The sequence below is a fragment of the Shewanella submarina genome, from assembly GCF_042646185.1.
Taxonomy (GTDB): Bacteria; Pseudomonadota; Gammaproteobacteria; order Enterobacterales; family Shewanellaceae; genus Shewanella; species Shewanella corallii.
In genome coordinates, this window is sequence record NZ_JBHRTD010000015.1 from 260,038 (window position 1) to 286,447 (window position 26,410).

Consider the following 26,410-nt stretch of genomic DNA (forward strand, 5'->3'; position numbering starts at 1 on the left):
TGGTGTGGTCGCTCTACATCAATGACCCCCTAATCATTTTAAAAAGCCCCGCAGTGCGGGGCTTTGTGCTGAACGGGTGTTACGCCAGCTCGAGTACCTTGTGTACCAGCTTCTCAATACCTGAAGCGGCTTCCACAATATTGCCGGCCAACATGTAGGCCGGGGTACTCACCAGTTTACGCCCTTCATCCACGACGATTTCATGCACTGCCGCATCCTGATGGTCCCCCCCCATGGTATTGAAGGCTGCAGCAGTCCCTTCATCGGTTCCTATGGTGCCTTTGGCACCAGCACCATAGAAGTGCGGGATCATCACTGGAGAAATGCAGATAAAGCCCACCGGCTTATTGGCATCAACGAACTGGCTGACAAAGACTTTTACCTGAGGGTTGATTTCACAGTCGGCCCCCTTCACAGCAAAGTTGCAGAGATTTTTGGCAGCACCGAAACCACCAGGAATGATCAGCGCATCAAACTCGCTGATATCCAGATCTGAGGTTGCCTTGATTTCCCCTCTGGCAATTCGGGCAGCCTCAACCAACACATTTCGGCTGGCGCCCTCTTCCACTTCACCGGTCAGGTGATTCACAACATGCAGTTGGGGAATATCAGGAGCAAAACACTGGTAGTCCGCGCCGGCTCTGGCCAGAGTCAACAAAGCAAGCACTGATTCGTGGATTTCAGCGCCATCGAACACGCCACAGCCACTGAGTAAGATTGCGATTTTTTTCATTAAAACATCCCTCTTATGTCATATAGTTTTAACAAATCGGCCATAAATTGGTTGATCTGGTCATTATTCGTGCTAATTTAAATCAGCGTGATCGCAGGGTGTACAAAAATGCACCACAAGCCACAGCGAATTACCAGCAGGAATTAAAAAATCCACAAATCAGGATGATTTGCCAAAAGTTTTACCGATCTCACACATTTTTTTAATTCCCCATAAAAACAATAATTTACGCTGAATTCATTTTGCCGTTCAAAAATGTTCTCTACGTGTTGACTTTTTTCACTCACAGACTTATCCACAGGCCGTGAGTCAATTTGCCGTGGCTGATTTTCCTGCTCTGTGGCATGCTACCCGCATCTCAGATTAAAGACTACTGAACCCAAATTTATGCCAAATATCCCCAGCAACCCACTCGTCCTTGTGGATGGTTCCTCTTACCTTTACCGCGCCTACTATGCTCCTCCACATCTGACCAACTCCAAAGGGGAGGCAACGGGTGCAGTATATGGTGTGGTAAACATGCTGCGCAGCCTGCTGAAGCAGTTCAAGCCCAGCCATATTGCCGTGGTATTCGATGCCAAAGGTAAGACCTTCCGCAACGATATGTATGCGGATTACAAAGCTCACCGTCCACCAATGCCGGATGACCTGCGTGGTCAGATTGAACCTTTGCACCGCATTATTAAAGCCATGGGGCTGCCACTCATCTCCATTCCCGGCGTCGAGGCCGATGATGTCATTGGCACGCTGGCACTGCAGGCCAGTAAAGATGGCCGCGCCTGCCTGATATCCACAGGTGATAAAGACATGGCGCAGTTGGTGGATGAGAACGTCACACTAATCAATACCATGACAGACACCATCATGGGTCCGGCAGAAGTCACCACCAAGTTTGGCGTAGGTCCTGAACTGATTATCGACCTGCTGGCGATGATGGGCGATAAAGCGGATAACATCCCTGGCTTGCCGGGTGTTGGCGAGAAAACCGCACTGGCGATGCTGACTGGTGCCGGTGGTGTGGATAAATTGCTGGCAGATCCAGATGCCGTCGTTGCGCTGGGTTTCCGTGGTTCCAAAACCATGCCTGCCAAAATTCGCGACAATGCTGAAATGCTGCAGCTCTCCTATGATCTGGCCACCATCAAAACCGATGTAGAGCTGGATCTGAGCTGGGGCGAGCTGGAGCATAAAGACGCTGACAAAGATGAGCTGGTTAAATGCTTTGGCGAGATGGAATTCAAGCGTTGGCTGGCAGAGTTACTGGACAGTGGCGAATCCGTAGCGTCAACTCAGGTTAACACTGAAGAAGATATTGCTGCGCCAGCGGTAGTCGATATCGAATATGAAATCATTCTGACTCAGGCGCAATTGGATACCTGGTGCGACAAGCTGGCCAACGCCGAGCTGATCGCTGTGGATACCGAAACCACCAGTCTGGATTATATGGAAGCCAAACTGGTGGGTATCTCCTTTGCCGTTGAAGCAGGCAAAGCCGCTTATCTGCCTTTGGCCCATGATTATGTCGACGCCCCAGAGCAACTTGAGATGGCGGCCGCGCTGGCACAACTAAAGCCTCTGCTGGAAGACGCTGCACTTAAAAAGGTCGGTCAGAATCTCAAGTACGACATGGCTATCTTTGCCAACGTGGGTATTGAGTTGAAAGGCATCGCTTTCGACACCATGCTGGAGTCCTATGTCTTCAACTCCGTGGCTTCCCGCCACGATATGGATGGCATGGCCCTTAAATACCTGGGTCACAAGACAGTCAGTTTTGAAGAGATTGCCGGTAAGGGTGCCAAACAGCTGACCTTTAACCAGATCCCGCTGGAGCAAGCTGCTCACTATGCAGCTGAAGATGCAGATATTACCCTGCGTCTGCACCAGCACCTGTGGCCACGTCTGGAGCGCGAGCAGGGGCTGCCCTCGGTATTCAATGAGCTGGAAATGCCGCTGGTCGATGTATTGTCACGGGTTGAACGAACCGGCGTACTGATCGATACCATGCTGCTGGCCCAGCAGAGCGATGAGTTGGCCCGCAAGATCGATGAGCTTGAAGCCAAAGCTCATGAAATTGCCGGCGAGCCATTCAACCTGAGCTCCACCAAGCAGCTACAGGAGCTCTTCTTTACCAAACTGGGTTACCCCATCATTAAGAAGACACCAAAGGGTGCACCTTCTACCGCCGAAGAAGTCCTGGTAGAACTGGCATTGGATTACCCACTGCCCAAGATTATTCTGGAGCACAGATCTCTGACCAAGCTGAAGAGCACCTACACAGACAAATTGCCTCTGATGGTTAACGCCAGAACCGGTCGGGTGCACACCAGCTACCATCAGGCCAATGCCGCTACCGGTCGTTTGTCTTCCAGTGACCCGAACCTGCAGAACATCCCGATCCGCACAGAAGAAGGTCGTCGTATTCGTCAGGCCTTTATTGCACCACAAGGTAAAAAAGTACTGGCTGCCGACTACTCACAGATCGAACTGCGAATTATGGCTCACCTGTCTCAGGATGCCGGTCTGCTGAAAGCGTTTGCCGAAGGCAAGGATATTCACCGCGCGACCGCCGCTGAAGTATTCGATGTGGCCTTTGAAACTGTCACTCCTGAACAACGTCGCCGTGCCAAGGCAGTTAACTTTGGTTTGATCTACGGTATGTCAGCCTTTGGTCTGGCACGTCAGCTGGATATTCCGCGGGCTGAAGCCCAGTCCTATATTGATACCTACTTCAAGCGCTATCCGGGTGTACTCAAGTATATGGAGGACACCCGCGCTGCAGCAGCCGATCAGGGGTATGTATCCACTCTGTTTGGTCGCCGCCTGTATCTGCCTGAGATCAAGGCTCGTAATGCCATGCGTCGACAAGCTGCTGAGCGCGCCGCGATTAACGCACCAATGCAGGGTACGGCTGCTGACATTATCAAAAAGGCGATGATCAGCATTCAGGAGTGGCTGGACAAGGACACTTCAGGTGAAATCCGTATGATCATGCAGGTACACGATGAATTGGTGTTCGAAGTGGATGCCGACAGGGCCGACGAACTGAAAAATAAAGTTTGTGATCTGATGGCGGCTGCCGCCAGTCTTGACGTCGAATTGCTGGCTGAAGCCGGTATTGGCGACAACTGGGAGCAGGCACACTAACCTGAATCACCAACTGTCGGTGTCGTTTAAGCCGAATAAAGCGCCAGCCACTCAGTGAGCTGGCGTTTTTTATTTCAGAATACACACCGAAAACCGTCACCCAGACCACACATCTGTAATAAAACGACAACTCAGAGCGGTAAACACCCGTATCAATCGAGATCCACATCACAAAGCTTGTTGTTTATTTAGAAAACTGTTTTTCAATTTCCGACAAGTGGGGTATTATTCTTGGCGTAGGGTACAGAGGTTAAGATGTTCTATCTTTCAGACCTTTATTTCACTTTTTAGTGATTGCCAAATTCTGGCGCCCCGGCGAGTCTTTCGCCGGGGCTTTTTTTATGCCCGAAAGAAAATTTAGAGTAATTACTTTAAATGTTCATTTTTTCGCTGTATGCTGTTTACATTGAGAGCCATTACAGAGTCTTCGGCCCCAATCTGAAGCCTTGATGGAACTTGAGTCTTGTTGAATATTTTTTAGCTTCTCCCCAAAAGAGCTAAGTCTGTATTTTTGGCCGGTGACTCTGTCCCCGGCTATTTTTTTGCCCGCATTCCAGCCTCTTGAGTTCAAACCCTCATTCAAATCTCAGTGCAACAACTCAAATCACGGGCACAAAAAAGGCGCTCCGGGAGCGCCTTAATCAATATCAAAAGATAGCTGTTACTCAGCATCTTCCTCTATAAATTCCAGCCAATCCGGGTGACACCATGCATTGAGGATGCTCAGCACTTTAGGCTTGCCCGTCCCCTTCAATGAAGAGAAAGGTTCAACCTGCACCCAATCACCAAATTCAGCCAGCGCCTTACGTACTTCATTCACTGTCTTCATCTTGGCACTTTGCGCCAGTTTGTCGCTCTTGGTCAGCAGCGCCAATACAGGGATTTCACTGGCTACAGCCCACTCAATCATCTGCATATCCAGGTCTTTCAATGGATGACGGATATCCATCAGCACCACCACACCACTCAGGCAGCGGCGTTCCTGCAGGTATTCACCCAGCGCATTTTGCCACTTTATTTTCATGGCCATGGGCACCTGAGCAAAACCGTAACCCGGTAAATCCACCAAACGACGATGCTCATCAAGAGCAAATACGTTGATCAGCTGAGTACGCCCTGGCGTTTTACTGGTTCTTGCCAGGTTTTTCTGTTCTGTCAATGCGTTAAGCGCGCTCGACTTACCCGCATTGGAACGCCCGGCAAAAGCAATTTCCACCCCGGTGTCACCAGGCAAATGCTTGTCCAAATGGGCGATATCCGGGGCACTGATCAAAAATTTGGCCCGGCGAAAGTCGATTTGAGGATTTGTCACGTATTACTCCAAAAAAGGATCAACTTTTGTCATAAATATCGATGAGTTGCTTACATTTTCACGTTTTCATGTAAAATATAAGCCTGATCACAGTTATCGTATCTTATCATGCTTGCGGGTCTTACTTGTAAGCTCAGGACTATAAACAAACAAGAAGTTGGAACGCCATGAAAAAGTTAGCCCTCGCTTTGTCAGCAGTCGCCGCCATCTCTTTGCCAGTTAGTGCACAAGGTGATGCTGAAGCTGGAAAAACCAAGTCTGCTTTATGTGCTGCCTGCCACGGTGTCGACGGCAACAGCATGATCGATATGTATCCTAAGATTGCCGGTCAGCACGCTGCCTACACAGAAAAGCAGCTGCATGACTTTAAAGATGCCATGGCATCCGGCGGTGCAAAAGGTCGCATGGATCCTATCATGGGTGGCATGGTTGCCGCACTGACTGATCAGGATATGGCCGATCTGGCGGCTTATTATGCGACTCAAACCCAGTCTGAAGCTCCTGCTGCTGACGTTCCTGAGCTGGGTGAGAAGCTGTATAAAGGTGGTGACATGTCTCGCGGTATTACCGCTTGTATTGCCTGTCACGGTCCAAGCGGTCTGGGAATGGAGCTTGCTGGCTTCCCAATGGTCTCAGGTCAACATGTCAATTACATCAAAATTCAGCTGAATAAATTCCGTGATGGCACCCGTAATAACGACCTGAACGGCATGATGAGTGATGTATCCAAGAAGCTAAGCGATGCCGACATCGAAGCTCTGGCAGTTTATATTTCCACGATGAATCAATAACCTGCCACTAACAGAAAGGCGCCATCCGGCGCCTTTTTTGTGCATAAAGTTTACGTAAACGTCACCCTTTTGACATTTCACCTTGACACAGGTCACACATTCAGATTTAATTAGACCCGCATCGGACAGAACCCAACTGATTGTGCAATAAATTAAATAACAACTTTCAGAGTCCGCATGTGCTATACATTCAAGATATAAGAATAACGAAGTCAAATAATAACTATAACGCTTAGACCACTCGCCAAATAATAATAACGAGTCGAAATCTCACTTTGAGATTCAGGTCAGGGACTATCGGGATGGCCATGATGGCCGCAAGCTTGAAAAAGCACTCCCAAGCGTCGAGGGAACCACTCCAACCGGAGACTGATAGCAGGATGCCATCAGAGCAATGGAAGCATAGCTTTGGATGCAACGGCTGGACGCTGGATTCACTGGATGTGAACAACAAGGATGGTTGTACTTCGTCATAGATGACGGTTGATGTGGTGGTGTAAAGACCATCTACGGAAATGACTTGAAGGATTCAGGTCAGGACGAAAGTCTGGAGACAAAAACGAAAAATAAATTGCATGGAAAGCAAACAACAACAAATGGAATCGACCGGGAAAGTCACATAGCCAGTACGGATACTGGGATATCAGAATAAGTGCTTAGAGCACAATATTCAGGCGGCAGTGAAAACTGCCGCTTTTTTTATTTCCGCACCAGTCAGCCAGTCACTGCCCCACAAACCACTTTGGGTATATAATCTGGCCAAAGCTGTAACCTTATGATCTCTAATGCCTAGATGCCCACTGTGCCAAGATAGTCGTCCTTCGCTTTTCTATACAGACAAAAAGCGCGGCTTCTTTCGCTGTCCCAATTGCCAGTTGGTGTTCGCCGATGTGCATTCTCAGCTGCCTCCCCAGGCGCAAAGGCAGAAGTACGGTAAGATGAATCCTGCCAGGCAAAAACAACTGTCTCAGTTTATTCAGCAGCTAATTGCCCAATTGGCCGAGTTTAATGGCCAGCCCCTCAGTGGCCTTAATTATGGCGGCCTGCTGCCGGAAGAAGTACTGGTCCCACTGCGCAGTCAAGGCCACAGTCTGAGTCAGTACGATCCATTCCTCGCTCCGGATCATAGCGTGTTGCGACAAACTTATGACTTTGTTTGCAGCTACAGAGTATTTGAACATTTCAGCTACCCACTCAGGGAATGGGGGCTGCTGTGCAAAACCCTTAAAATCGGCGGCTTTCTGGCCATTAATACCCGATTGCTGACAGATCCTGATCAGTTCGCCAAATGGCATTATAAGAACAACCAGGCCCATGTTAGCTTTTACTCTCGCCACACCTTTGAATATCTGGCCGCCCACTATGGCTTTAAGCTATTATTTGCCGCAAATGACCTCATTCTGATGCAAAAAGCAGCAGAATCTGATATAACACGCACCCCCTGATTTATCCCCCCTGCCGCGACTGCTATACCGGCTGATGGGATAAGGACACGAATTTAGTAGAGAATCCTATGTCTCGCAGCAAAAAGACACGCAATATCAATGAGAACGGTGCAAAAATGGCACCTCGCACAAAGAAGTCAGATCGTAAGATTGCCTCAAAGAAGCGCGATAACGGCAACAAAACCGGCAGTCGTTCAAACGAAGGTGCACTGAAGCAAGCTTCCAGTGGCAATGGTAAGACCCAGGCCAAAGATCCACGCCATGGCAGCAAGCGTCCTATCGTCCTGACTCTGCCAGAGCAAATTAAGCCAGTGGTGACTGAAAAGGCGGCCAAGCCAAAGCAGCCTAAGATCACTGACGAGCAACGCCTGCTGATGCTGGAAGAAGATCCACGCCTGAACGAACTGCTGGATATGCTTGAAGAGGGTCGTAACCTGGCCCCGGCAGATCAGAAGTGGCTGGACAAGCAGCTGGCTGAAATCGAGAAGCTGATGGAGAAGCTGGGTCTGGCTGAAGAGGAAGACTTCGCGCCGAGCAAGCCTAAGTCAGATGACGACCTGCTGGATCAGTTTGAGTCCGGTATGGATCTGTTGAAGCAGTATCAGAACAAAGACTGAAGTTCCAAATAAGCTGTAAGGAGACGCTGTGTACACACCATGGATAATTCTGGGCCTTGTAATTATTTTGGCACTGGCAGCCTATGCCTTTGTGCTGCTGCGTAAAGTCAGTCAGCAGCAACTGCAGGCGGCCAGAATCAAAGCCAAGAAGCAGGCAGAGGCCGACGCCAAACGGGAAGAGATACTCGGCGATATTCGTTATATCGCCCAGGCTATGCTGGAAGACAGGTGTGAACTGTCAGAGGGCGTAGTGAGAATAGCCCGCCTGTTTGACCGTCTGTCACTGACCGAAAGGGTATCACCGGATTATCCCAGGTTGTTCAGCCATTTTGAGGTGATCAAAGACCATCCCATTATGGATGCCCGCAAAGCCCTGCCAAAACAGGAGCGGATGAAGTTGGACTTACAGCGGATGAAATCTGAGTCAGAGCATGAAGATGCTATCCTGGCTGAAGCCAAACTGCTTACAGAATTCAGCCTTAAGCCAGCACACTAAGCTCTTTCAAGAACTGACAAAAAAGCGCTGCGACTCAGTCGACAGCGCTTTTTTAATTCCTGACTATCGGCTAATCAAGTGCCACCTGCTGACCAGACTTAATCACCATAGCAGGTGTTAACAGCACGCTGATATCCTCCAGCGGATTACCCTTTACACCGACAAAGTCGGCATAGCGACCAGTCTCAACAGCACCTACCGACTCATCGCCTAACACCCGAGCCGCCACAGAGGTGGCACTTTTGATCGCGTCCATCTCATCCATACCTGCCTGAGTCATCAACACAAACTCACCGGCATTCTCTCCATGGGGAAATACTCCGGCATCTGTACCAAAGGCAATCAGCACACCGGCATCATAGGCCCTGGCAAAGGTTTCCTTGATTTGAGGACCAATCTTCTGGGCTTTAGGACGAACTATTTCAGGAAAGAAACCATCGATTTTCGCTTTCTGCTCCACATACTCCCCGGCAGATAGAGTCGGCACCAGCGCCACACCGTTTTTCTTCATCAGCCGGAACAGTGACTTATCCATATAAGTACCATGCTCTATGGTGCTGACTCCCGCTTCAATCGCCCGGCGCATCCCCTCTTTACCGTGGGCATGAACCGCCACCTTAAAGCCATAGTCATTGGCAGCCTCCACCACGGCTTCCAACTCACCTTCGGTAAATTGAGGGTTCTGACCACTCTTGGCCACAGATAACACGCCGCCGGTAGCCGTCAGCTTAATCAGGTCAGCCCCCTCCTTATAGCGCTGCCTTACCGCTTTATAGGCATCTTCCGGTCCATTAATCACTCCCTGAGCCGGTCCTGGGTCTCCCATCAGAGCATGTTTATGACCATTGGTTGGGTCAGCATGACCACCGGTCGTCGCCAGTGATTTGGATGCAGTGTAGATACGTGGGCCAGGCACCAAACCGGCACTGATGGCGTTACGCAGGGATACAGTCACATTGCCTCTGTCCCCCAAGTCCCGCACCGTAGTAAAACCTGCTTTCAGCGTAGTGTTGGCGTTGGCCGCGGCCCGTAAAGCCAGGTCCGCCGGGTTCTTGTTGAAAGGGTCCATATAAGCACCCTTGCCCCCATTGGAGCTCAAGTGGGTGTGCATATCGATAAAGCCTGGCATCAGAGTGCCGTCGCGCCAGTCGACAACCTGGTCATCATTGCCTGGCTGACGGTACCCCTCTTCCACTGCCACAATGCGGTCTCCATCCACGACCACTGTGACTTTTTCTCTGGGTTTAGACTCAATACCGTCAATCAAACGCCCGGCATGGATCAATGTCTCGCCGTGAGTCGGCGCACAAATTGCCAATAAAACCACAGACAACCAAAAACTTTTCATAGATAGTCCTTATCCAATCATCAAATGGACCACTGTGCGAAGTGGTTAAAATCCCGTCACCCCTTGTCTGATACAGGTTTTAGCGGTGTTGTTTTTTTCTACCTGGATCAATGTTATTTGATCGTAAAAGTTGCATACTTCGCACAATACTAAAATACCCTCGGAGGACACGCCTTGAATCAGCCCACTAAAATCAGCTGGGATCAGTCGATGATCGAAAAATATAACTACAGCGGTCCCCGTTACACCTCTTACCCAACGGCGCTGGAGTTTAACGATCAGTTCACTGAAGCGGATTTGCTGAAGGCGATCGAGCACAGCAAGAGCGACAAGTTGTCACTCTACATACATATTCCTTACTGTGCCAAGCTCTGCTACTACTGCGGTTGTAACAAAATCGTAACCCGCCACCAGCACAAGGCGGATCAGTACATCCAGTACTTGGCTCAGGAAATTGCCAATCGCGCGCCTCTGTTCGAGAAGTACACTGTGACCCAGATGCACTGGGGCGGTGGTACTCCAACCTTCCTGAGTGAAGAGCAGATCATGCGTCTGAGCAAGTTGCTGAAACAGCACTTCAACTTCGCCGATGAAGGTGAATTCTCCATTGAAGTGGATCCTCGTGAAATCGAACTGACCATGCTGGATACCCTGAAAGAAGCCGGTTTCAACCGTATTTCTATCGGGGTGCAGGACTTCAATAAAGAGGTTCAGGTTGCGGTGAACCGTGAACAGGATGAAGACTTTATCTTCGCTCTGATGGCCAAGGCCAAAGCCATGGGCTTCCAGTCCACTAACGTAGATCTGATCTATGGTCTGCCACACCAGACGCCGGAAACCTTTGCCCAGACGATTGCCCGTATTCTGGACCTGTCTCCGGACCGCCTGTCTGTGTTCAACTATGCGCACCTGCCATCCCGTTTTGCCGCTCAGCGCAAGATTAAAGATGAAGATCTGCCGTCACCACAGCAGAAACTGGACATGCTGCAGCAGACCATCGAAACCCTGACCGGTGATGGTTACCAGTTTATCGGTATGGACCACTTCGCCAAGCCGGACGATGAGCTATCCAGACTGCAGAACGAAGGTCGTCTGCACCGTAACTTCCAGGGTTACACCACCCAGGAAGAGTGTGACCTGCTGGGTCTGGGTGTGTCTTCAATCTCTATGATTGGTGACTGCTACGCTCAGAACCAGAAAGACATTCGTCCTTACTATGAGTCTCTGGACGAAAACGGCCATGCGCTGTGGAAAGGTTGCGGATTGAACCGTGACGACGAAATCCGCCGTGCTGTGATCAAGCAACTGATCTGCCACTTCGACCTGGATATGGCGCAGATGGATGAGAAGCTGGATATCAAGTTCGAAGAGTACTTCGCCGAAGATATGAAGCTGATGCAGACCTTTATCGACGACAAGCTGGTTGATATCACAGACCGTAAGATCACCGTCAGCCCCACTGGCCGCCTGTTGATCCGTAACATCTGCATGTGCTTCGACGTTTACTTCCGTGAGAAGGCCCGTCAGCAGCAGTTTTCCCGTGTGATTTAACCCTCTCTCTGACATCTGTCAAACAGCAAAAAGCCGCTCATTGAGCGGCTTTTTCATATCTCTGACTTTGGAATTAAGGCAGATAATCCTGCTTGGCAAAGTACAGGGCCTTGCGTTCACTGTCAGACAGGAATGCCATCTCCACGCCATAGCGCTGAACCTGCTCCAGCTCTGCATCGCTCAGGCCCAGCTCAGTTTTGGCAATCCCATACTCGTGATTGATATCGATGTTGCTGACACCCGGGTCATCGGTATTCAAACTCACAGGCACACCGGCTTGCAGGAAGGTCTTCAGCGGCTGCTGCCCATAACTGGCGACCGTTGAAGTGTGTACATTACTGGTTGGGCAGGACTCAATACCGATATTGTGTTTGGCCAGATACTCCATTAATTCAGGGTCTTTAATGGCGTTAACGCCATGGCCAATTCGGGTCGCACCCAATTCGCGAATGGCATGCCAGACACTTTCCGGCCCCTTGGCCTCACCGGCATGCACCGTAATCCCCAGGTCAGCATCCCGTACCCGCTTAAAGTGACTTTCAAACAGGTCACCGGGGAAACCCATTTCATCGCCGGCCAGATCCACGGCAACGATTTTGGGACGCAGGGACATAATGGCATCAAGTTCGGCTTTACAGGCCTCGACGCCGAATGAGCGGGACATAATACCGATAAGATTGGTCTTCACCTGGGTCTCTTTCACCCCTTCGGCAACACCATCAATCACGGCTTCAACCACACCTTCCATCGGCAACTTGTGGGTCATCGCCATATAGTAAGGACTGAATCTCAGCTCAGTGTAATCCAGGCCAGATGCGTGGGCGTCCAGTACGTTTTCATAGGCAACTCGCTTGACCGCATCCAGGTCAGCCAACACGGCCACCATCCAGTCCAGCTTCTTGAGGAAATCCACCAGGCTGGCCTCTTTCCCCTGAATTTGCACATAGGGTGCCAGCAGTTCAGGAGACTCTGCAGGCAGAGCGATTCCATGTTGCTGACCCAGTTCCCAAATGGTGTTCACCCTGACATTACCGTCCAGATGCCTGTGCAGGTCCACCAATGGAATAGATTTATTAATCATACAACCCCCCATGTTTAACCTCAGTCCGGAGAAAGAGTAAGAGAAAGACTCTGTCAGAATCAATCCATTGCGCTGTTTCTTAGCCAAAGCTGAGTTTGATTATTGTTTTATTTTGTATACAAGCAGTCTATCACAGCAAACAATAGCCCGATATCTCAGGCCAGAAGATAGCCGAACGGCTAAATGGCAACTTTTGCTGACTTGGGCAAAAATCAGGCATAATTCAGCAACAATAATAACCAAAGTCCCTTCACTTAACGCCTTGTTCAGTAATAGAGGACAACCAAAGCAAAGGAATGAAGATGTATAAACTTGCCCTCAGCGCCGCCATTGCCCTGGCACTCACAGGTTGCCAGATCAATGTTAGCCACTCCCCTTCCGCATCAGCCCCAAAAGCCGAAGCCAGCGAAACCAAAAATCTCAGCCAGCAGCAACTGGCGGATATTATCGCCGCTGACTGGCAGCTGAAGCTCAAGCGCAGCCCCTCACTGGCTATGTCCAAAGGTGATAAAAGCGCCGCGGGCAAGCTAACCGATATGTCCCCTCAGGCGCTGGCACAACACCACCAGGCGCAACTCGATCTGCTGAGCAAGCTCAGCGACCTGGACAAGAGTCAGCTGAGTAAAGAGGAGCAGATCAACGCCCTGATACTCGAGTATCAACTGGCCAACAGCACGGATATGTACGGCTACAAAGACCACTATGTGCCCATCTCATCCGAAAGCGGTTTTCATGCCTATATCACCAGCATCAGCAAGGGACGATTCAATTCCGTTGAGGACTACGACAACTACCTGGCCCGCCTGAAAGCCCTGCCCAACTATTTTGCCCAGCAAACCTATTGGCTTAAGCAGGGTCTGGCTGAAAGGATAACCCCTCCAAAAGCCACTCTGAAAGGGTTTGAAGACAGCATCAGTGCCTATCAGGTCGATGTCGAAGAGAGTGGCTACTACAAGCCCTTTACCAGTTTCCCCAAACATATCAGTGAAGCCGATCAGCAAAGACTACAGGCCGAAGGTCGCAAAGTGGTTGAGGAGCAGGTTCTGCCTCTGTATGACAACTTCTACACCTTTATGACTCAGGAGTATCTGCCCAATACCAGAGACACCATAGCGGCCGCTGATCTGCCCAATGGCACCGAGTTCTACGAGAACCGGGTACGCCACTACACCACCCTGGATATGACTGCCGACGAGGTACATCAGCTGGGTATCAAAGAGGTCGCCCGCATTCGCGCTGAGATGCAGACTATTATTGATGAGCTGGAGTTTGAGGGCAGCTTTGCCGATTTCCTGCACTTCCTGCGCACCGACCCTCAGTTCTACCCCAAAACGGCGGAAGAACTGCTGAAAGAGGCAGCCTATATCTCCAAAAAAGCCGATGCCATGCTGCCAAAGTACTTTGCTACCCTGCCGCGCACGCCATACGGCATTAAGGAAGTACCAGCCGAGATTGCCCCCAAATACACCACAGGCCGCTACTCAGGTGCCAGTAATGAACGTGAAGCCGGATACTACTGGGTTAACACTTACGCCCTGAACAAACGCCCCCTGTATGAGATGGAAGCCCTGACCCTGCACGAAGCCGTCCCGGGACACCATCTGCAGATCGCCCTGAATCAGGAGCAGGAAGCCCTGCCGGATTTCCGCCGCTACAGCTATATCTCCGCCTTTGGCGAAGGATGGGGTCTGTATGCCGAATACCTGGGGCTGGAAGCCGGTTTCTATCAGGACCCATACAGTAACTTCGGACGCCTGACCTATGAGATGTGGCGTGCCTGCCGTCTGGTAGTGGATACAGGCCTGCATGTGAAAGGCTGGAGCCGCCAGCAGGCGCTGGACTATATGGCCTCCAATACCGCACTGTCGCTGCACAATGTCACCACAGAGGTAGACAGATACATCTCCTGGCCCGGTCAGGCGGTGTCTTACAAGGTGGGTGAGCTGACTATCAAGCGCCTGCGTAAGCAAGCCGAAGAGGCTCTGGGTGAAAAGTTTGATATTCGCACCTTCCATGATGCCATTCTGGAGAACGGTTCTGTGCCGCTGAACGTACTGGAACAGCAGGTGCAGGATTATATTCAGGCTCAGCTCAACAGCTAAATGCCTGCCTGATGCCCGCCTCCAAAGGCGGGCATGACTTCCCGCTTCCCGGCAATGCCGCTACACTGTCGCCAGTTTAATTTTCAGGAACCCTCAATGAGCATATCCCCTTCTTTTTCGGAAGAAAGCCATACCTCAAGTAAGGCTGGTCAACAGCAGCTTGCCGAATTCTGGCAGCAGGTGACCACAGGCTTCTTTAAAGGGAAAAAGGGCTGCAATATCGCCTGGTGCAGTATTCGTCACAATGACAGTGACAAAGCTGTGGTGATCAGCAACGGCCGGGTGGAGTCATTCCTTAAATATCAGGAACTGATCTTCGACCTGTATCAGCAGGGCTACAGTGTGTATGCACTGGACCACAGAGGGCAGGGACTGTCGGGCCGTATGACGGCTAATCCCCACAAGGGGCATGTCAGCCAGTTCGACGACTATATCGAAGACCTGCACAGCTTTATTAACGCTCAGGTGAAACCAGCCAAACACCAATCCCTGTATCTGCTTGGCCACTCCATGGGGGGCTGTATTGGCACCCTGTACCTGCAAAAGCATCCGGAAACCTTCAAGGCTGCGGCGTTTTCCGCCCCCATGTATGGCATTAAACTGCCGGCTCCCAAGGGCCTTATCCGTTGGCTGGCCAACGCCCTGGATAAACTGTCGGGCGATGAGCCCTGGTATGTCCTTGGCGGCACAGATTACAAATGCCAGCCGTTCGAAGGCAATGAACTGACCCAGAGCGAAGGCCGTTACGGCGTATACCGCACCCTGTATCAGTCCCAACCTGAGATTCAGTTGGGTTCACCCACTAATCATTGGTTGGTACAGGCGCTGGATGCCTGTGACAGAGCCATAGAAGCAGCCCGCAATTCCAGAGTACCCATCCTGGTGCTGCAGGCGGAAGATGACACCATAGTGGATAATGCAGCTCAGGATGCCGCAGTGGGCGGTCTGTGCGAGAAGCTGCTGATCCCCGGTGCCCGGCATGAAATCTTTATCGAGACAGATGCCCGCCGCGAAGTGGCGCTGACCCGGGTCTGTGACTTCTTCGCCCGTTACCAATAGGCTGAAATAAAAAGGCTCAGACAGATGCTAAAAGCCCCTGCTCTTTGTCAGGGGCTTTTACTTTATGACGGCATAAATGCAGCTGCAATCGCCTGCTGTGCCATGGTCACAGTCAAAGGCACCGCGGCCTCAAAAGGGTGCAGGGTATACACATTCACAGGATCCAGCTGAGTGATAACTTCTATCCCCTCACCCAGCATAAACTCAGGCAATACTCCTATGCCCAGGCCTGCGCGAATCAGCCCCTGAGTCTGGGAAACCGTATTGGTGCTGTGACATGGGGTAAATTGATATTCCCTGCCCTCAAGGGTGTGACTGATCTGTCTGCCCTGCCAGTGATTGGCGATATAGGCAGTGTCAGCCAATGCTCTGCCATCGCCTTTGGCCCGGCACAACACCTCATTAAAGCTGCCTATTCGCTTTTGCCGGTAACGGCTGTCTACAGACTCGCCCACCCGCACCGCCAGATCGATATCTTCCATCATTAAATCCAGCTGTTGGTCCTGACACAGAAGCTGCAGCTGCACCCCTGGGAACCCGGCAAAGCAACTGACCAGAGCAGGCAGTACCATAGAATCCATTAAGGCATGGGGAGCCGTTACTTTGAGAGGTCCGCCCGGGACTTGCTGGCGCTCCAGCACTTCATCCCAGGCCAACTCCGCCCGCGAACAGATCTCCCGACAGTGCTGATAAAAGCCCTGCCCGGCTTCAGTTAAAGACTGCCGCCTGGTAGTGCGCTTAAGCAGTGTGGTGCCAAGCTCCGCCTCCAGCGCTTTCAGGTGTTGGCTCAGCACTGACTTGGATAACTCCAGGCGGTCAGCCGCCGCGGTAATCGAGCCTGTCTCCACTATGTGCATAAACAACATCATCTGCCGCAGCTTATTCATATCGACACCTATTGTTTGATTAAACCAAACAGTACTTTCCAAAAGGCCTGTTTTTCAACCTGAATCATAGCCCTAAACTTACGGTCATTACAGAGATTCAATCAGGGGAACACACCATGACATCATCAGTACTCACCACCTGTCAGGCGGGTATCAAAGCCTGGCAAGACGCCTTCAACCGTCAGGATGCAGCAGGCTGCGCGGCCTGTTATGAAGAGGGCTGCACCATGCTCGCCAAACCTTTCGGTGAATTCACAGGAAAGGAGCAGATACAGGCATTCTGGCAACAGATTATCGATCAGGGCTTTAAGGATGTGGAATACACTCAGATGGAGTGGAGTGCAGAAGGTGAAGATGGCTATCTGCTGACGTCAAGCTGGACCATGAACAAGGCCTACGGAGTAGTGCATAAGGAACACTGGCAATTGCAGTCTGACGGCACTGCCAGACTGGTGTATGACGAATTTGAAGTGCTGGGTGAGCGTTAAACGCCAAGCGACCCGGACATAAGCAAAAAACATAACCAAAAGTAATGATCAAAAGTCATGGCCAAAAGCAAAGAGACAGGCAGTGCCTGTCTCTTTTGGTATTCCGCTATGCCGAATTACCCCAGCTGACCCGCCACCTGCAGGTCCCGGCTTTCAGGGATCTCATTGTAGGAAAGCACATTCAGACCTCTGGCAAAGGCCAGCGCATAACGTCCCAGCAAAGGACGCAACTGAGGCGGAACCAAAAGCATTGGGTGATGCCCTTCAGCCCGGGCCTGCGCCAGCATCACAGGCATCTTCTGCTGCAATTGAGCCAGCAGCGCCGGCTCAACCGGGAAACTGTCCAGCGACACCTTACCCGCCTGCTGCGCCTGATTCAGTGCAGTTATCAGGGTACGCTCCAGCTCAGGAGCCAGAGTCATCACTCTTAACGGGCTGGAGTCACCGGCAATCTGATGCACTATGTTCTGCCTCAGGGCGCAACGTACGTCAGCCGCCAGCAATACCGGATCCTTGGTGTTCTCGCTGCAATCCAACAAAGTGGTGGCAATGGTGCGTATATCCTTGAGAGAAACCTGCTCCCGCAACAACAATCGAAACACCCGCAACTGCTGGATTGGCGTAAGCGCCAGTCCAAGCGCTTCCGCCAACTTGGGAGATAAACGCCCAAGACGTTCAGACAGTGCCACCACATCATCATGCTGCAACATATCGGACAGCTGCTCCCGCATCAGCTTGGATACGTGAGTGGCAATCACTGTGGCGTTATCCACAACTGAGTAGCCCAGATTCAGGGCCCGGGATTTATGGTCAGGGTCAATCCAGACCGCCTCCATTTGATAAGCGGGATCCCGGGTGATAATGCCATCCAACTCACCGAATACCTGACCACTCTTGATAGCCAGCAGTTTGTCCGGCTCCAGTTCACCGCTACCCGCCGGATTCCCCATCAGATTGATCTGATACTTATTGGGGGGCAGCGACAGGTTATCCCTGACTCTCACCTCTGCCAGCAGGAAGCCCGCCTGCTCAGACAAAGTACGACGAATGCCTGTCAGTCGCTTGGGCAGCTCGGCTCCCTTGGTCCGCTCCACCAGAGGCACCAAACGATACCCCAGGCTGACCTCCACCAGATCTGTGTAAGGCAGCGCATCCCAGCTTGGGGCGGCTGGCTCGGCCACGGCGGCTTCTGTTTTCAGCTCCAGTTCCGGCTCGGGTTTGGTCTGCTCTGCCCCCATCTGTTTCCAGGCAACAAAGCCCAACACCATGGCAAAACTCAGGAAAACCAACGCAGGCATGCCGGGCACCAGCCCCAGTACCGCCATCACCAGCGCCGCTGTGGCTATGGTCTTGGGGTTGGCCAACAGCTGCTGGCCAAACTGGGCGGGCATCTCCTCCGAGTCGGACACCCGGGTCACGATAATTGCGGCAGCCGTCGCCAGCAGCAAAGATGGGATCTGAGCCACCAGACCATCACCGATAGAGAGCAGGATATAGGTCTTGAACGCCTGAGAGGCATCCAGATCGTGCATAAAGATACCGATGCAGATACCACCAATAATGTTGATCGCCAGAATCAACAAACCGGCAATGGCATCGCCCCGGACAAACTTGGATGCACCATCCATAGAGCCGTAAAAATCCGCTTCCCGGGTCACTTCCTGACGGCGTTTGCGGGCCTGCTCCTGGTTCAACACTCCGGCATTCAGGTCGGCATCAATGGCCATCTGCTTACCCGGCAGGGCGTCCAGAGTAAAGCGGGCTGATACCTCAGAGATACGTTCGCCACCCTTGGTGATCACCACAAAGTTGATAATCATCAGGATCAGGAAGATCACAGCACCCACGACGTAATTGCCGCCAATCACCACTTCACCAAAGGCCTGAATCACCTTACCCGCAGCGTCTCCCCCCTGATGGCCTTCAATCAACACCACCCGGGTCGATGCCACGTTCAGGGTCAAACGCATCAGGGTTGCCAACAACAGCAAGGTCGGGAAGACAGAGAAGTCCAGCGGCCTTCGTATCGACACGCTCACCAGCAGCACCATAATGGCCAACACTATGTTGAAGGTGAACAGAATATCCAACAGCCAGGGCGGCAAAGGCAGAATAATCATGGCCAGAATAGCCAGCAACATCACTGGAATGGCCATAAAAGCCCGGTTATCGGCAAATGTACTTCTGAACCAATTCATCGGTCAGGCTTCCTCTAGTCTTTCCGCAAATGGGAAGGGATATCGAAATTCGGCAGGGGTGACGGCATCGCCGACTTACCCTGTCTGGCGGCGCGGATCTGCAACACATAGTGCAGAACATGGGCCACAGCCATAAACAGACCTGCAGGGATCTGCTGTTCAATCTGGGTTGAGTGGTACACGGCCCGGGCCAGAGGCGGAGCCGACACAATCTCGACCTGGTGTCGACGGGCCAGCTCCCGCATATACAGAGCCACTTCATCTACACCTTTACCAATCACGAAAGGCGCTTCGGCACGCTTGGGGTCATACTTAAGCGCCACCGCATAATGGGTAGGGTTTACCAGAATCACATCTGCCTGAGGCACAGACACCTCGGCACGGGAACGGGCCATCTGTTGCTGCAGGGCACGGATTTTGGCTTTAATCTCCGGCTTACCCTCCATCTGCTTGTGCTCATCCTTCACCTCCTGCTTGGTCATCTTCAGCTCTTTCTTGTGCTGCCAGTACTGGTAAGGCACATCAATCAGAGTGATAAACAGCAGCCCGGCACCAAGATACATAAGTGCCAGACTGATCAACTCAACCCCACGGGAAACTGCTTCGTCCACCGGCAGCTGACTGATATTGAGCAGATAGGTAAGGTTATGGGACAGGAACAACCACATGATGGTGAGCAGCAAACTCACCTTAAGCACAGATTTAAGCAGCTCCACCAAAGAGCGGGTAGAGAAGAGTTTCCCCAGCCCCTTGATCGGGTCGATACGACTGCCTTTAAAGCCCACCAGGGTCAGGTTCAACACAGGTCCCCCGGGCAGTGCGCCTGACACCAGGGCCAACAGCAGTACCATTAAAAACAGCGGACCGAGTATCTGCAACATGGCCAGCAGGCTCTGGCCCGCATGCCGCATCATCATCCCCGGGGTATCCAGCTCCTCCCGGGTCAGCATCATATTGTGGGCCGCCATCTCTCTTATGCCAGCTGCAAACCAGTCGGCGCTGGTAAACAGCAGTAGAGAACAACCGATAATCAGGGCGCTGGATGCCAGATCTTTGGAGCGGGGCACCTGCCCCTGCTCTCTGGCTTTACGCAGTTTCTGGGGCGTGGCCTGTTCTGTTTTATCGGCGCCGCTTTGCTGGCTCATGGCGTCCCCCCGATAAACTCATACATGGATTGCAGTGCCTGCAAACAGATATCCGAGTAGCGGGTCGGCAAACCGGAAAAAGAGAGCAATACACACAGCAGGCCCATGATCATTGCCATAGGAAAACCCAGAGAGAAGATATTCAGGGACGGGGCGGAACGGTTCAGCACCCCGAAAGTCAGGTTAACCACCAACATCGCCAGTACCGCCGGCAGCGCCAGCATAAACGCCGCACCGAACATCCAGGCAAAGCGCTCCACCAAGCCCATCAAAGGCAAGGCAAAAATCCCCTGCCCCACGGGCCAGAGGTGAAAACTGTCCACCACCACGCCGATAGCCACCAGGTGACCATCCAGTGCCAGAAACAGCAAGGTGCCGTACATCAAAAACATCTGCCCCAGAATCGGCTCACTGCTGCCGCTGCCGGGGTCATTCACCAAGGCCATCGCAAGCCCCATCTGCATCGACATCATGGCGCCCAGCAGGGTCATCACATGGATCATCAGGGTCAGAAACAGCGCCAGCATAAAGCCAATCAGTATCTGCTCGGTCACCAGCCACACGGCAGCCAGGGATACAGGATCCACCTGCGGCGGGGGCGGCAGTGTTGGCCCAAGCAGTGCCGCCATCATAAAAGCCAGCAAAATTCTAACTGTCGCCGGGATATGCACATGTCCGAGAAAGGGCATCATGACAAAGGCCCCCATCAAGCGACAGAAGGGCCACCAGAAGGTACCAATAAACTGGGTTATCTCGGCGCTCGTCAGGCTCAGCATATCAACCGATCACATGGGGGATACTGTGGAACAGGCGATCAAACAGATCCAGCAGCTGCTGCAGTATCCACTGTCCGGCAAAGATCACCATCAGGAGGGTCAGCACCAGCTTGGGCAAAAAGCTGAGGGTCTGTTCATTCACCTGAGTCGCCGCCTGAAACACAGCGATTATCAGACCAATAATCAGGCCGGGCACAATCAGCACTAATACCAGCATCACCACCAAATAGATGGCGTCGGAGAAGAAGGTGGTAATTTCCATCAATTCCATGGCGCTATCCAAAACTGGCGGTCAGAGTGCCGACCGTCATCGACCAGCCATCGGCCAGCACAAATACCATCAGCTTAAAAGGCAGGGAGATAATCAAGGGGGACAGCATCATCATACCCATGGACATGAGCACACTGGCCACCACCAGATCGATCACCAAAAATGGCAGGTAAAGCAGGAAGCCAATCTGGAATGCGGTTTTCAGTTCTGACAACACAAAGGCAGGCAGCAGCACAAAGAAAGGGATCTCGTCAGGCTTCAAATTGACCGGCTCATCGGCAACCTTCAGCATCTGTTCCAGATCTGTCTCCCGGGTCTGAGCCAGCATAAAGCCCCGCAAAGGAACCTCTGCCCGGGTCACCAGTTCAGGTAACTCAATCTGGCCCGCGTCATAGGGCAAATAGGCGTTCTGATAAATCTCTTCCCCGACCGGGCGCATGATAAACATAGACAGCACCAGAGCGATGCCAATCAGCACCTTGTTGGGAGGACTCTGCTGCAGGCCAAGGGCCTGACGCAGGATCACCAGTACAATAATGATGCGGGTAAAGCAGGTCATCATCATCAACATGGCAGGCAGAAATCCCAGCACTGTCATCAGTGCCAGAATCTCCAGTTTGATGTTGACCTTCTGAGACTCGTCGCCCTGCCCCAAAGTCAGCAGTGTTAAACCATCTGCTGCCTGAGCAGGAAAGGCCGCCAACAAGATCAGCAGCACAGCCCAGAGCGGATTAATCTTGCATTGCGGCAATGCCACCGGCCTCAACCTCCAGCAAGCGCACACCATAGCGGCCGTTAACTTCGACCACTTCACCGCGTCCCAACAGAGCGCCGTTCACCCGGATATCCAGTGGTTCGCCAACCATACGATCCAGGGTCACCACATCACCCTGACCCAGACGGGTCAGTTCACCCAGAGACATCTCCGCGCTGGCCAGCTCCAGGCTGACCTGCACCGGCAGTTGATTGAAGAACGACATGCCGCGGCTGGGCTTGCTTCTGGCCACCGGAGCCTCTTCGGCAAACAGTTCGTCATCCAGCAGGAAATCGTCGTCATTTAACAGGGCTTGCTCAGACACGGGCTACATCCTCTTCTTGGTAAGCATCTTGATTCAAACGGGCGACCAGCTGCCCCTCGTGGGCATGAACACTGGCATAAAACAGGGGACGTTGGCCCAGAGAAACTGGACAACGACGGTGCAGAGTCAGAGGCAATACATCCCCCACACTCAGCTGTGATAAAGAATCAACCGGCAGGTGCTGACGGCCAACCTCCAGCTTCATCTGCACCGGGATCTGCATCAACCTCTGCTCCAGTCGGGCAGCGAGATCATCCGCTACCTGGTGAGACGTGGCCGGACCGGTCAGCAGATTCAGCAGATGGTCTGTCATCGCAAACAGCATGGGCGCAACCGGGTAATCGTCGGCGAACGTCAGTTGCCAACAGGCGGCGGTTTCCAGCGGCAGTCCGGCGGACATCAGTTCCAGCTGAAGGTTGTCAAAATCGAGTGGCGGGAGGGGCATGGTCGCCAGGGCAGCTTTCAGTAGTTTCAGCCCCAGCCTGAATTCGGATTGAGTGGGTGAGCGCAGTGGCGAGAAAAGATGACCGGACTGGCCGCCATAATTGCTGCTGGCCAGCTGTTCCAGCGTGCAGCGGTCAATTCGCCACACCGCCAGCACCCGGCGTTGCTGACTCAAAGAGAACCACACATGCTCATGGCAGGCATGGACACTGCGGGCTTCTGGATCCAGCGACACCCGCTGAATACCGGCTCCGCCCTGGCGCATAAAAGGCTTGAGAACCTGATTGATGTTGCTGCAAAGACGCTGCTGACCCTGTTCAAGCTCAAGTAGCAGTCGACTGCGTGCCAGCTTCTCCTGTACCAAATCCACGGATCTCACCGTTATTTGACTGTCGGAAGGCAGCACCTTCGCTTTGGCAGTAGTTTTCATCCTGTTGCCCCGAAATTCAGTTTTTTGAATTAAGTTATTAATTCACTTTTTTGACAGACGACAATTTATTGTCATTAAAAAATGCGCCATAAAAGTCGTGCACATTAATAAACCAAAGTTCAATTAGAAGCGACCAAAATTAATCGAAACTTTAATCGACTGATTAATATTTTTATATTTAGCGCAGTTTTTAATCACCAAAGCCAGTAAATATATATGCAGGATTTTTATTTGACGCACGCTAAAAAAATGACAGTTTATTGACACCAAAACCCAGTAATGACGCGGCATTGATAGATGTTGACACCATATCACCGGTTAAGCTAATTTGTGCCGACTTTATTTACTTCGGCGGTTTCCGCCAGATGCTAAATATTTTTTAACCCGACTTCAAGATAATAAAAAACCTAATAAAAACATTTAAAAATATCCTGTTATACACGATTAACTTAAGGATGATTATTATCATGCCGGCCGTTTGTTATTTATTCAGCGCAATTATATCAAGCATGTTACTTATTAATTTTGCACATGCTGAGCCGACTCGTTATCAAACGCCTCTTGAACAGGTGAAATGGCAATTTAATGGTGATGCATTTGGTTGCGAACTGTCTCAGGAGATCACCGGCTTCGGCCGTCTGGCACTGCGCATGGAACCAGGTGTCAGACCGGCACTTCAGCTGGATGCTGATTGGTTAAGTAACGCAAGCACCACCACCGCCAGCGTGGTTGATTCAAGCTGGAATACAAACACCCGCCCGCAAATTTACACAGAAATGTTCTGGCACCAACACAGAGCCCAGGCCAAAGGTTCGGTGCTGGAGCAGTTTATCGAAGCCCTGGAGCAGGGTTACAGCTGGCAACTGGATATCAGACAGTCCGACAAGCTCAGCTATCGCCTCACAATTCCCCCGGTCAATGTCAGCGAATCCCTGCAGGCATTTCGACAGTGCCGCCGCGCACTTTTACCGCAACCATTTGAATACGTAAGACAAAGAGAAATTCGCTTTGGGACGTCCTCCTCTCTGCTGAGTGCCGATGCCGAGCAGGATCTGAGAGCTATCGCCAGGTATGTCAAAGCCGATGGCAGCATCACAGGCGTCCTGGTCGATGGTCACGCCGACGCCAGCGGCAACCGCCTGTCCAATCTGGTACTGAGCCAGGAGCGGGCCGAGAATGTTGCCTCCCGCCTGATTGAACTGGGTATCGATGCAAACAAACTGCAGGTATTCCATCACGGTAACCGTAAGCCCATCGCCTCAGACAGTTCTGAAAACGGCCGGGTACTCAACCGCAGAGTCACAATCAGACTGGTTAAAGCGATTGGGGGAGAGAAACAATGAGAGTCAAAATCTCCGGCTGCAGCACACTGATTTCAGACAATTGTCGTCACGCTCTTGAAGCTCAGGGATTTGTGCTGGACGATTCAGCCCAGGGCAATTGGCTGACCTTTGTTGATCTGTCCCGGGCCGAGCTGGAACAGGTTCCGGGTCAGCTTAAGCAGATCCGCAGCCGCAACCTGGTTGCCTTGCTAAACCCTGAACAGTCGGAGCTGGCCAGCGCCGCCATGGGCTGTGGAGCCCAGGATTACCTGCTGTTGCCGCTGGATGAAGTACAACTGCTGAATCTGGTACAGCGCCTGCGTCGACTGGAACAAACTGACCAAAGCCTGGTCGCTGCCTCCCCGGTGAGTAAACAGCTGCTGATGCTAGCTCACAGAGCCGCCATTGCCGATGCCAGTGTATTGCTGACCGGTGAGAGCGGCACAGGTAAAGAACCTCTGGCCCGTTATATTCATCGCCATTCCAACCGCAACGACAAACCCTTTATCGCCGTTAACTGCGCCGCCATTCCAGAGCAGATCCTGGAGTCCGTGCTGTTTGGTCATGTCAAAGGTGCCTTTACCGGTGCCAGCCATGATCAGCCCGGTAAATTTGAGCTGGCCAACGGCGGCACCCTGCTGCTGGATGAGATTGGCGAACTGCCACTGATGCTGCAGGCCAAACTGTTGCGGGTACTGCAGGAGCGGGAAATCGAACGGGTTGGCAGCCATAAAACCATCTGTCTGGATATTCGTATCATCGCCGCCACCAACAGAGACCTGCGTCAGGCGGTGCAACAAGGACAGTTCCGCGAAGACCTCTTCTACCGACTCGATGTGTTACCCCTGAACATTCGCCCGCTGAGGGAGCGGAAGGAAGATATTCTTCCGCTGGCGGAACATTTTATTCAGCGCTACCAACACCTGACTCAAGGACAGGAGTGCTACTTCAGCGATGCCGCCAGACAACTGCTGCTCAGCCACCAATGGCCCGGCAATGTGCGGGAGCTGGAAAACACCATCCAGCGTGCCCTGGTGCTGCGCCATGGTCAGGCACTGCAGGCGGCAGAGCTGGGTATCCAGTGTGATGCCATACATCAGCCTGTAGCGACGGATGCCGCTCCGGGTGAAGGCCTGAAAGCCTCAAAGAAACACGCAGAATTCCAATACGTTATCGATACGCTCAAGCGCTTCGCCGGTCACAGGGCTCGCAGCGCCGACGCGCTGGGCATGACCACCCGTGCGCTGAGATACAAGCTGGCCCAGATGCGCGATGCCGGCATAGATATAGACCAACTGCTTGAACAGGCGCGTCAGGCCGCCTGATCCCAATCGCAAAGGAAGCCAATATGTCTCTCCCCCTGAATACCACAGCGACGGATATGCTGCAGACCATGCAGGTCCACCAGGAACTGGCCAAAGGCGCCATTAAACCGTCCAACATATTTGCCGAGCAGGCTGTCACGGTTTCCTTCTCAGATCTGATGAAGCAGAAGGTGTCGGCGGTAAACCAGGACCAACTGGTTTCCGGAGCCATGACACGGGCCGTGGACACAGGCGAAAGCGATGATTTGGTGGGCGCCATGGTGGCCTCACAGAAAGCCAGCCTCTCCTTTGCCGCCCTGATGCAGATAAGAAACCGCCTGGTTCAGGCATTTGATGATGTGATGAAGATGCCGATTTAAGGAAGCC

The 26,410-nt window shown here is 52.2% G+C and carries 24 protein-coding genes; 12 read left to right on the top strand and 12 right to left on the bottom strand.

Features of this window, described 5'->3' with window-relative positions:
• Positions 1-79: 79 nt before the first annotated feature.
• Positions 80-733 (bottom strand): isoprenoid biosynthesis glyoxalase ElbB, encoded by a 654-nt coding sequence (elbB, locus tag ACFOE0_RS12990; RefSeq protein WP_248936814.1) that lies wholly within the window; start codon positions 731-733, stop codon positions 80-82.
• A 387-nt stretch (positions 734-1,120) separates the two neighbouring features.
• Here elbB and polA point away from each other — a divergent pair, with 387 nt between their 5' ends.
• Complete coding sequence (gene polA / locus ACFOE0_RS12995) at positions 1,121-3,877, top strand: DNA polymerase I (protein ID WP_248936813.1); 2,757 nt, start codon at positions 1,121-1,123, stop codon at positions 3,875-3,877.
• A 661-nt stretch (positions 3,878-4,538) separates the two neighbouring features.
• Here polA and yihA read toward each other — a convergent pair.
• Positions 4,539-5,189 (bottom strand): ribosome biogenesis GTP-binding protein YihA/YsxC, encoded by a 651-nt coding sequence (yihA, locus tag ACFOE0_RS13000; RefSeq protein WP_248936812.1) that lies wholly within the window; start codon positions 5,187-5,189, stop codon positions 4,539-4,541.
• A gap of 167 nt (positions 5,190-5,356) precedes the next feature.
• Here yihA and ACFOE0_RS13005 point away from each other — a divergent pair, with 167 nt between their 5' ends.
• From ACFOE0_RS13005 to ACFOE0_RS13020, 4 genes are all read left to right on the top strand, one after another.
• Positions 5,357-5,980 carry a c-type cytochrome gene (locus ACFOE0_RS13005; RefSeq protein WP_248936811.1) on the top strand — a complete coding sequence of 208 codons (624 nt, stop codon included), beginning with the start codon at positions 5,357-5,359 and terminating at the stop codon, positions 5,978-5,980.
• Positions 5,981-6,765: 785 nt separating this feature from the next.
• A complete protein-coding gene (locus ACFOE0_RS13010) occupies positions 6,766-7,425 on the top strand; it encodes a methyltransferase domain-containing protein (RefSeq protein ID WP_248936810.1) in 660 nt (219 codons plus the stop codon).
• 68 nt (positions 7,426-7,493) lie between these two features.
• Positions 7,494-8,042 (top strand): Der GTPase-activating protein YihI, encoded by a 549-nt coding sequence (gene yihI, locus ACFOE0_RS13015; RefSeq protein WP_248936809.1) that lies wholly within the window; start codon positions 7,494-7,496, stop codon positions 8,040-8,042.
• Between the two features lie 28 nt (positions 8,043-8,070).
• Positions 8,071-8,538: a DUF2489 domain-containing protein gene (locus ACFOE0_RS13020; RefSeq protein WP_248936808.1), complete on the top strand. Its 468-nt coding sequence runs from the start codon at positions 8,071-8,073 to the stop codon at positions 8,536-8,538.
• A gap of 70 nt (positions 8,539-8,608) precedes the next feature.
• Here ACFOE0_RS13020 and ACFOE0_RS13025 read toward each other — a convergent pair whose 3' ends face one another.
• The gene (locus ACFOE0_RS13025; protein ID WP_248936807.1) at positions 8,609-9,886 is read right to left on the bottom strand and encodes a metal-dependent hydrolase family protein; all 1,278 of its coding nucleotides are present in this window, start codon (positions 9,884-9,886) and stop codon (positions 8,609-8,611) included.
• Positions 9,887-10,060: 174 nt separating this feature from the next.
• Here ACFOE0_RS13025 and hemN point away from each other — a divergent pair, with 174 nt between their 5' ends.
• Positions 10,061-11,437: an oxygen-independent coproporphyrinogen III oxidase gene (gene hemN / locus ACFOE0_RS13030; protein WP_283106500.1), complete on the top strand. Its 1,377-nt coding sequence runs from the start codon at positions 10,061-10,063 to the stop codon at positions 11,435-11,437.
• Positions 11,438-11,510: 73 nt separating this feature from the next.
• Here hemN and add read toward each other — a convergent pair whose 3' ends face one another.
• On the bottom strand, positions 11,511-12,518 hold the full coding sequence (gene add / locus ACFOE0_RS13035) for an adenosine deaminase (RefSeq protein ID WP_248936805.1): 1,008 nt from the start codon (positions 12,516-12,518) through the stop codon (positions 11,511-11,513).
• Positions 12,519-12,820: 302 nt separating this feature from the next.
• Here add and ACFOE0_RS13040 point away from each other — a divergent pair, with 302 nt between their 5' ends.
• Both ACFOE0_RS13040 and ACFOE0_RS13045 read left to right on the top strand, forming a co-directional pair.
• Positions 12,821-14,620 carry a DUF885 domain-containing protein gene (locus tag ACFOE0_RS13040; protein ID WP_248936804.1) on the top strand — a complete coding sequence of 600 codons (1,800 nt, stop codon included), beginning with the start codon at positions 12,821-12,823 and terminating at the stop codon, positions 14,618-14,620.
• A 96-nt stretch (positions 14,621-14,716) separates the two neighbouring features.
• On the top strand, positions 14,717-15,679 hold the full coding sequence (locus ACFOE0_RS13045) for an alpha/beta fold hydrolase (RefSeq protein WP_248936803.1): 963 nt from the start codon (positions 14,717-14,719) through the stop codon (positions 15,677-15,679).
• 62 nt (positions 15,680-15,741) lie between these two features.
• Here the strand turns inward: ACFOE0_RS13045 and ACFOE0_RS13050 are convergent, their stop codons facing one another.
• Positions 15,742-16,566, bottom strand: a complete 825-nt coding sequence (locus ACFOE0_RS13050; RefSeq protein ID WP_248936802.1) for a LysR family transcriptional regulator — start codon at positions 16,564-16,566, stop codon at positions 15,742-15,744.
• 116 nt (positions 16,567-16,682) lie between these two features.
• On the opposite strand from ACFOE0_RS13050, the gene ACFOE0_RS13055 reads away from it, so the two are divergent.
• Positions 16,683-17,054: a YybH family protein gene (locus tag ACFOE0_RS13055; RefSeq protein ID WP_248936801.1), complete on the top strand. Its 372-nt coding sequence runs from the start codon at positions 16,683-16,685 to the stop codon at positions 17,052-17,054.
• A gap of 116 nt (positions 17,055-17,170) precedes the next feature.
• Here ACFOE0_RS13055 and flhA read toward each other — a convergent pair whose 3' ends face one another.
• Genes flhA through ACFOE0_RS13090 form a run of 7 tightly spaced genes read right to left on the bottom strand, consistent with a single transcriptional unit; the run spans position 17,171 to position 23,397 of the window.
• The gene (flhA, locus tag ACFOE0_RS13060) at positions 17,171-19,252 is read right to left on the bottom strand and encodes a flagellar biosynthesis protein FlhA (protein ID WP_248936800.1); all 2,082 of its coding nucleotides are present in this window, start codon (positions 19,250-19,252) and stop codon (positions 17,171-17,173) included.
• 14 nt (positions 19,253-19,266) lie between these two features.
• On the bottom strand, positions 19,267-20,397 hold the full coding sequence (gene flhB, locus ACFOE0_RS13065) for a flagellar biosynthesis protein FlhB (protein ID WP_248936799.1): 1,131 nt from the start codon (positions 20,395-20,397) through the stop codon (positions 19,267-19,269).
• The gene (fliR, locus tag ACFOE0_RS13070) at positions 20,394-21,173 is read right to left on the bottom strand and encodes a flagellar biosynthetic protein FliR (protein WP_248936798.1); all 780 of its coding nucleotides are present in this window, start codon (positions 21,171-21,173) and stop codon (positions 20,394-20,396) included. Before fliR ends, flhB begins: the two co-directional genes overlap by 4 nt.
• A 1-nt stretch (position 21,174) precedes the next feature.
• Complete coding sequence (locus ACFOE0_RS13075; protein ID WP_115136574.1) at positions 21,175-21,444, bottom strand: flagellar biosynthetic protein FliQ; 270 nt, start codon at positions 21,442-21,444, stop codon at positions 21,175-21,177.
• Between the two features lie 4 nt (positions 21,445-21,448).
• The gene (gene fliP / locus ACFOE0_RS13080) at positions 21,449-22,231 is read right to left on the bottom strand and encodes a flagellar type III secretion system pore protein FliP (protein ID WP_248937027.1); all 783 of its coding nucleotides are present in this window, start codon (positions 22,229-22,231) and stop codon (positions 21,449-21,451) included.
• Positions 22,176-22,523, bottom strand: coding sequence for a flagellar motor switch protein FliN (gene fliN, locus ACFOE0_RS13085; RefSeq protein ID WP_115136576.1), 348 nt, complete (start codon positions 22,521-22,523; stop codon positions 22,176-22,178). Before fliN ends, fliP begins: the two co-directional genes overlap by 56 nt.
• The gene (locus ACFOE0_RS13090) at positions 22,516-23,397 is read right to left on the bottom strand and encodes a FliM/FliN family flagellar motor switch protein (RefSeq protein WP_248936797.1); all 882 of its coding nucleotides are present in this window, start codon (positions 23,395-23,397) and stop codon (positions 22,516-22,518) included. The genes fliN and ACFOE0_RS13090 overlap by 8 nt, the downstream gene beginning before the upstream one ends.
• A 509-nt stretch (positions 23,398-23,906) precedes the next feature.
• Here ACFOE0_RS13090 and ACFOE0_RS13095 point away from each other — a divergent pair.
• From ACFOE0_RS13095 to fliE, 3 genes are read left to right on the top strand one after another with little or no spacing between them, the layout of a single operon-like run.
• Positions 23,907-24,740: an OmpA family protein gene (locus ACFOE0_RS13095; protein ID WP_248936796.1), complete on the top strand. Its 834-nt coding sequence runs from the start codon at positions 23,907-23,909 to the stop codon at positions 24,738-24,740.
• Positions 24,737-26,044: a sigma-54 interaction domain-containing protein gene (locus tag ACFOE0_RS13100; RefSeq protein ID WP_283106499.1), complete on the top strand. Its 1,308-nt coding sequence runs from the start codon at positions 24,737-24,739 to the stop codon at positions 26,042-26,044. The genes ACFOE0_RS13095 and ACFOE0_RS13100 overlap by 4 nt, the downstream gene beginning before the upstream one ends.
• A 23-nt stretch (positions 26,045-26,067) precedes the next feature.
• Positions 26,068-26,403: a flagellar hook-basal body complex protein FliE gene (fliE, locus tag ACFOE0_RS13105; protein WP_115136580.1), complete on the top strand. Its 336-nt coding sequence runs from the start codon at positions 26,068-26,070 to the stop codon at positions 26,401-26,403.
• Positions 26,404-26,410: the final 7 nt, after the last annotated feature.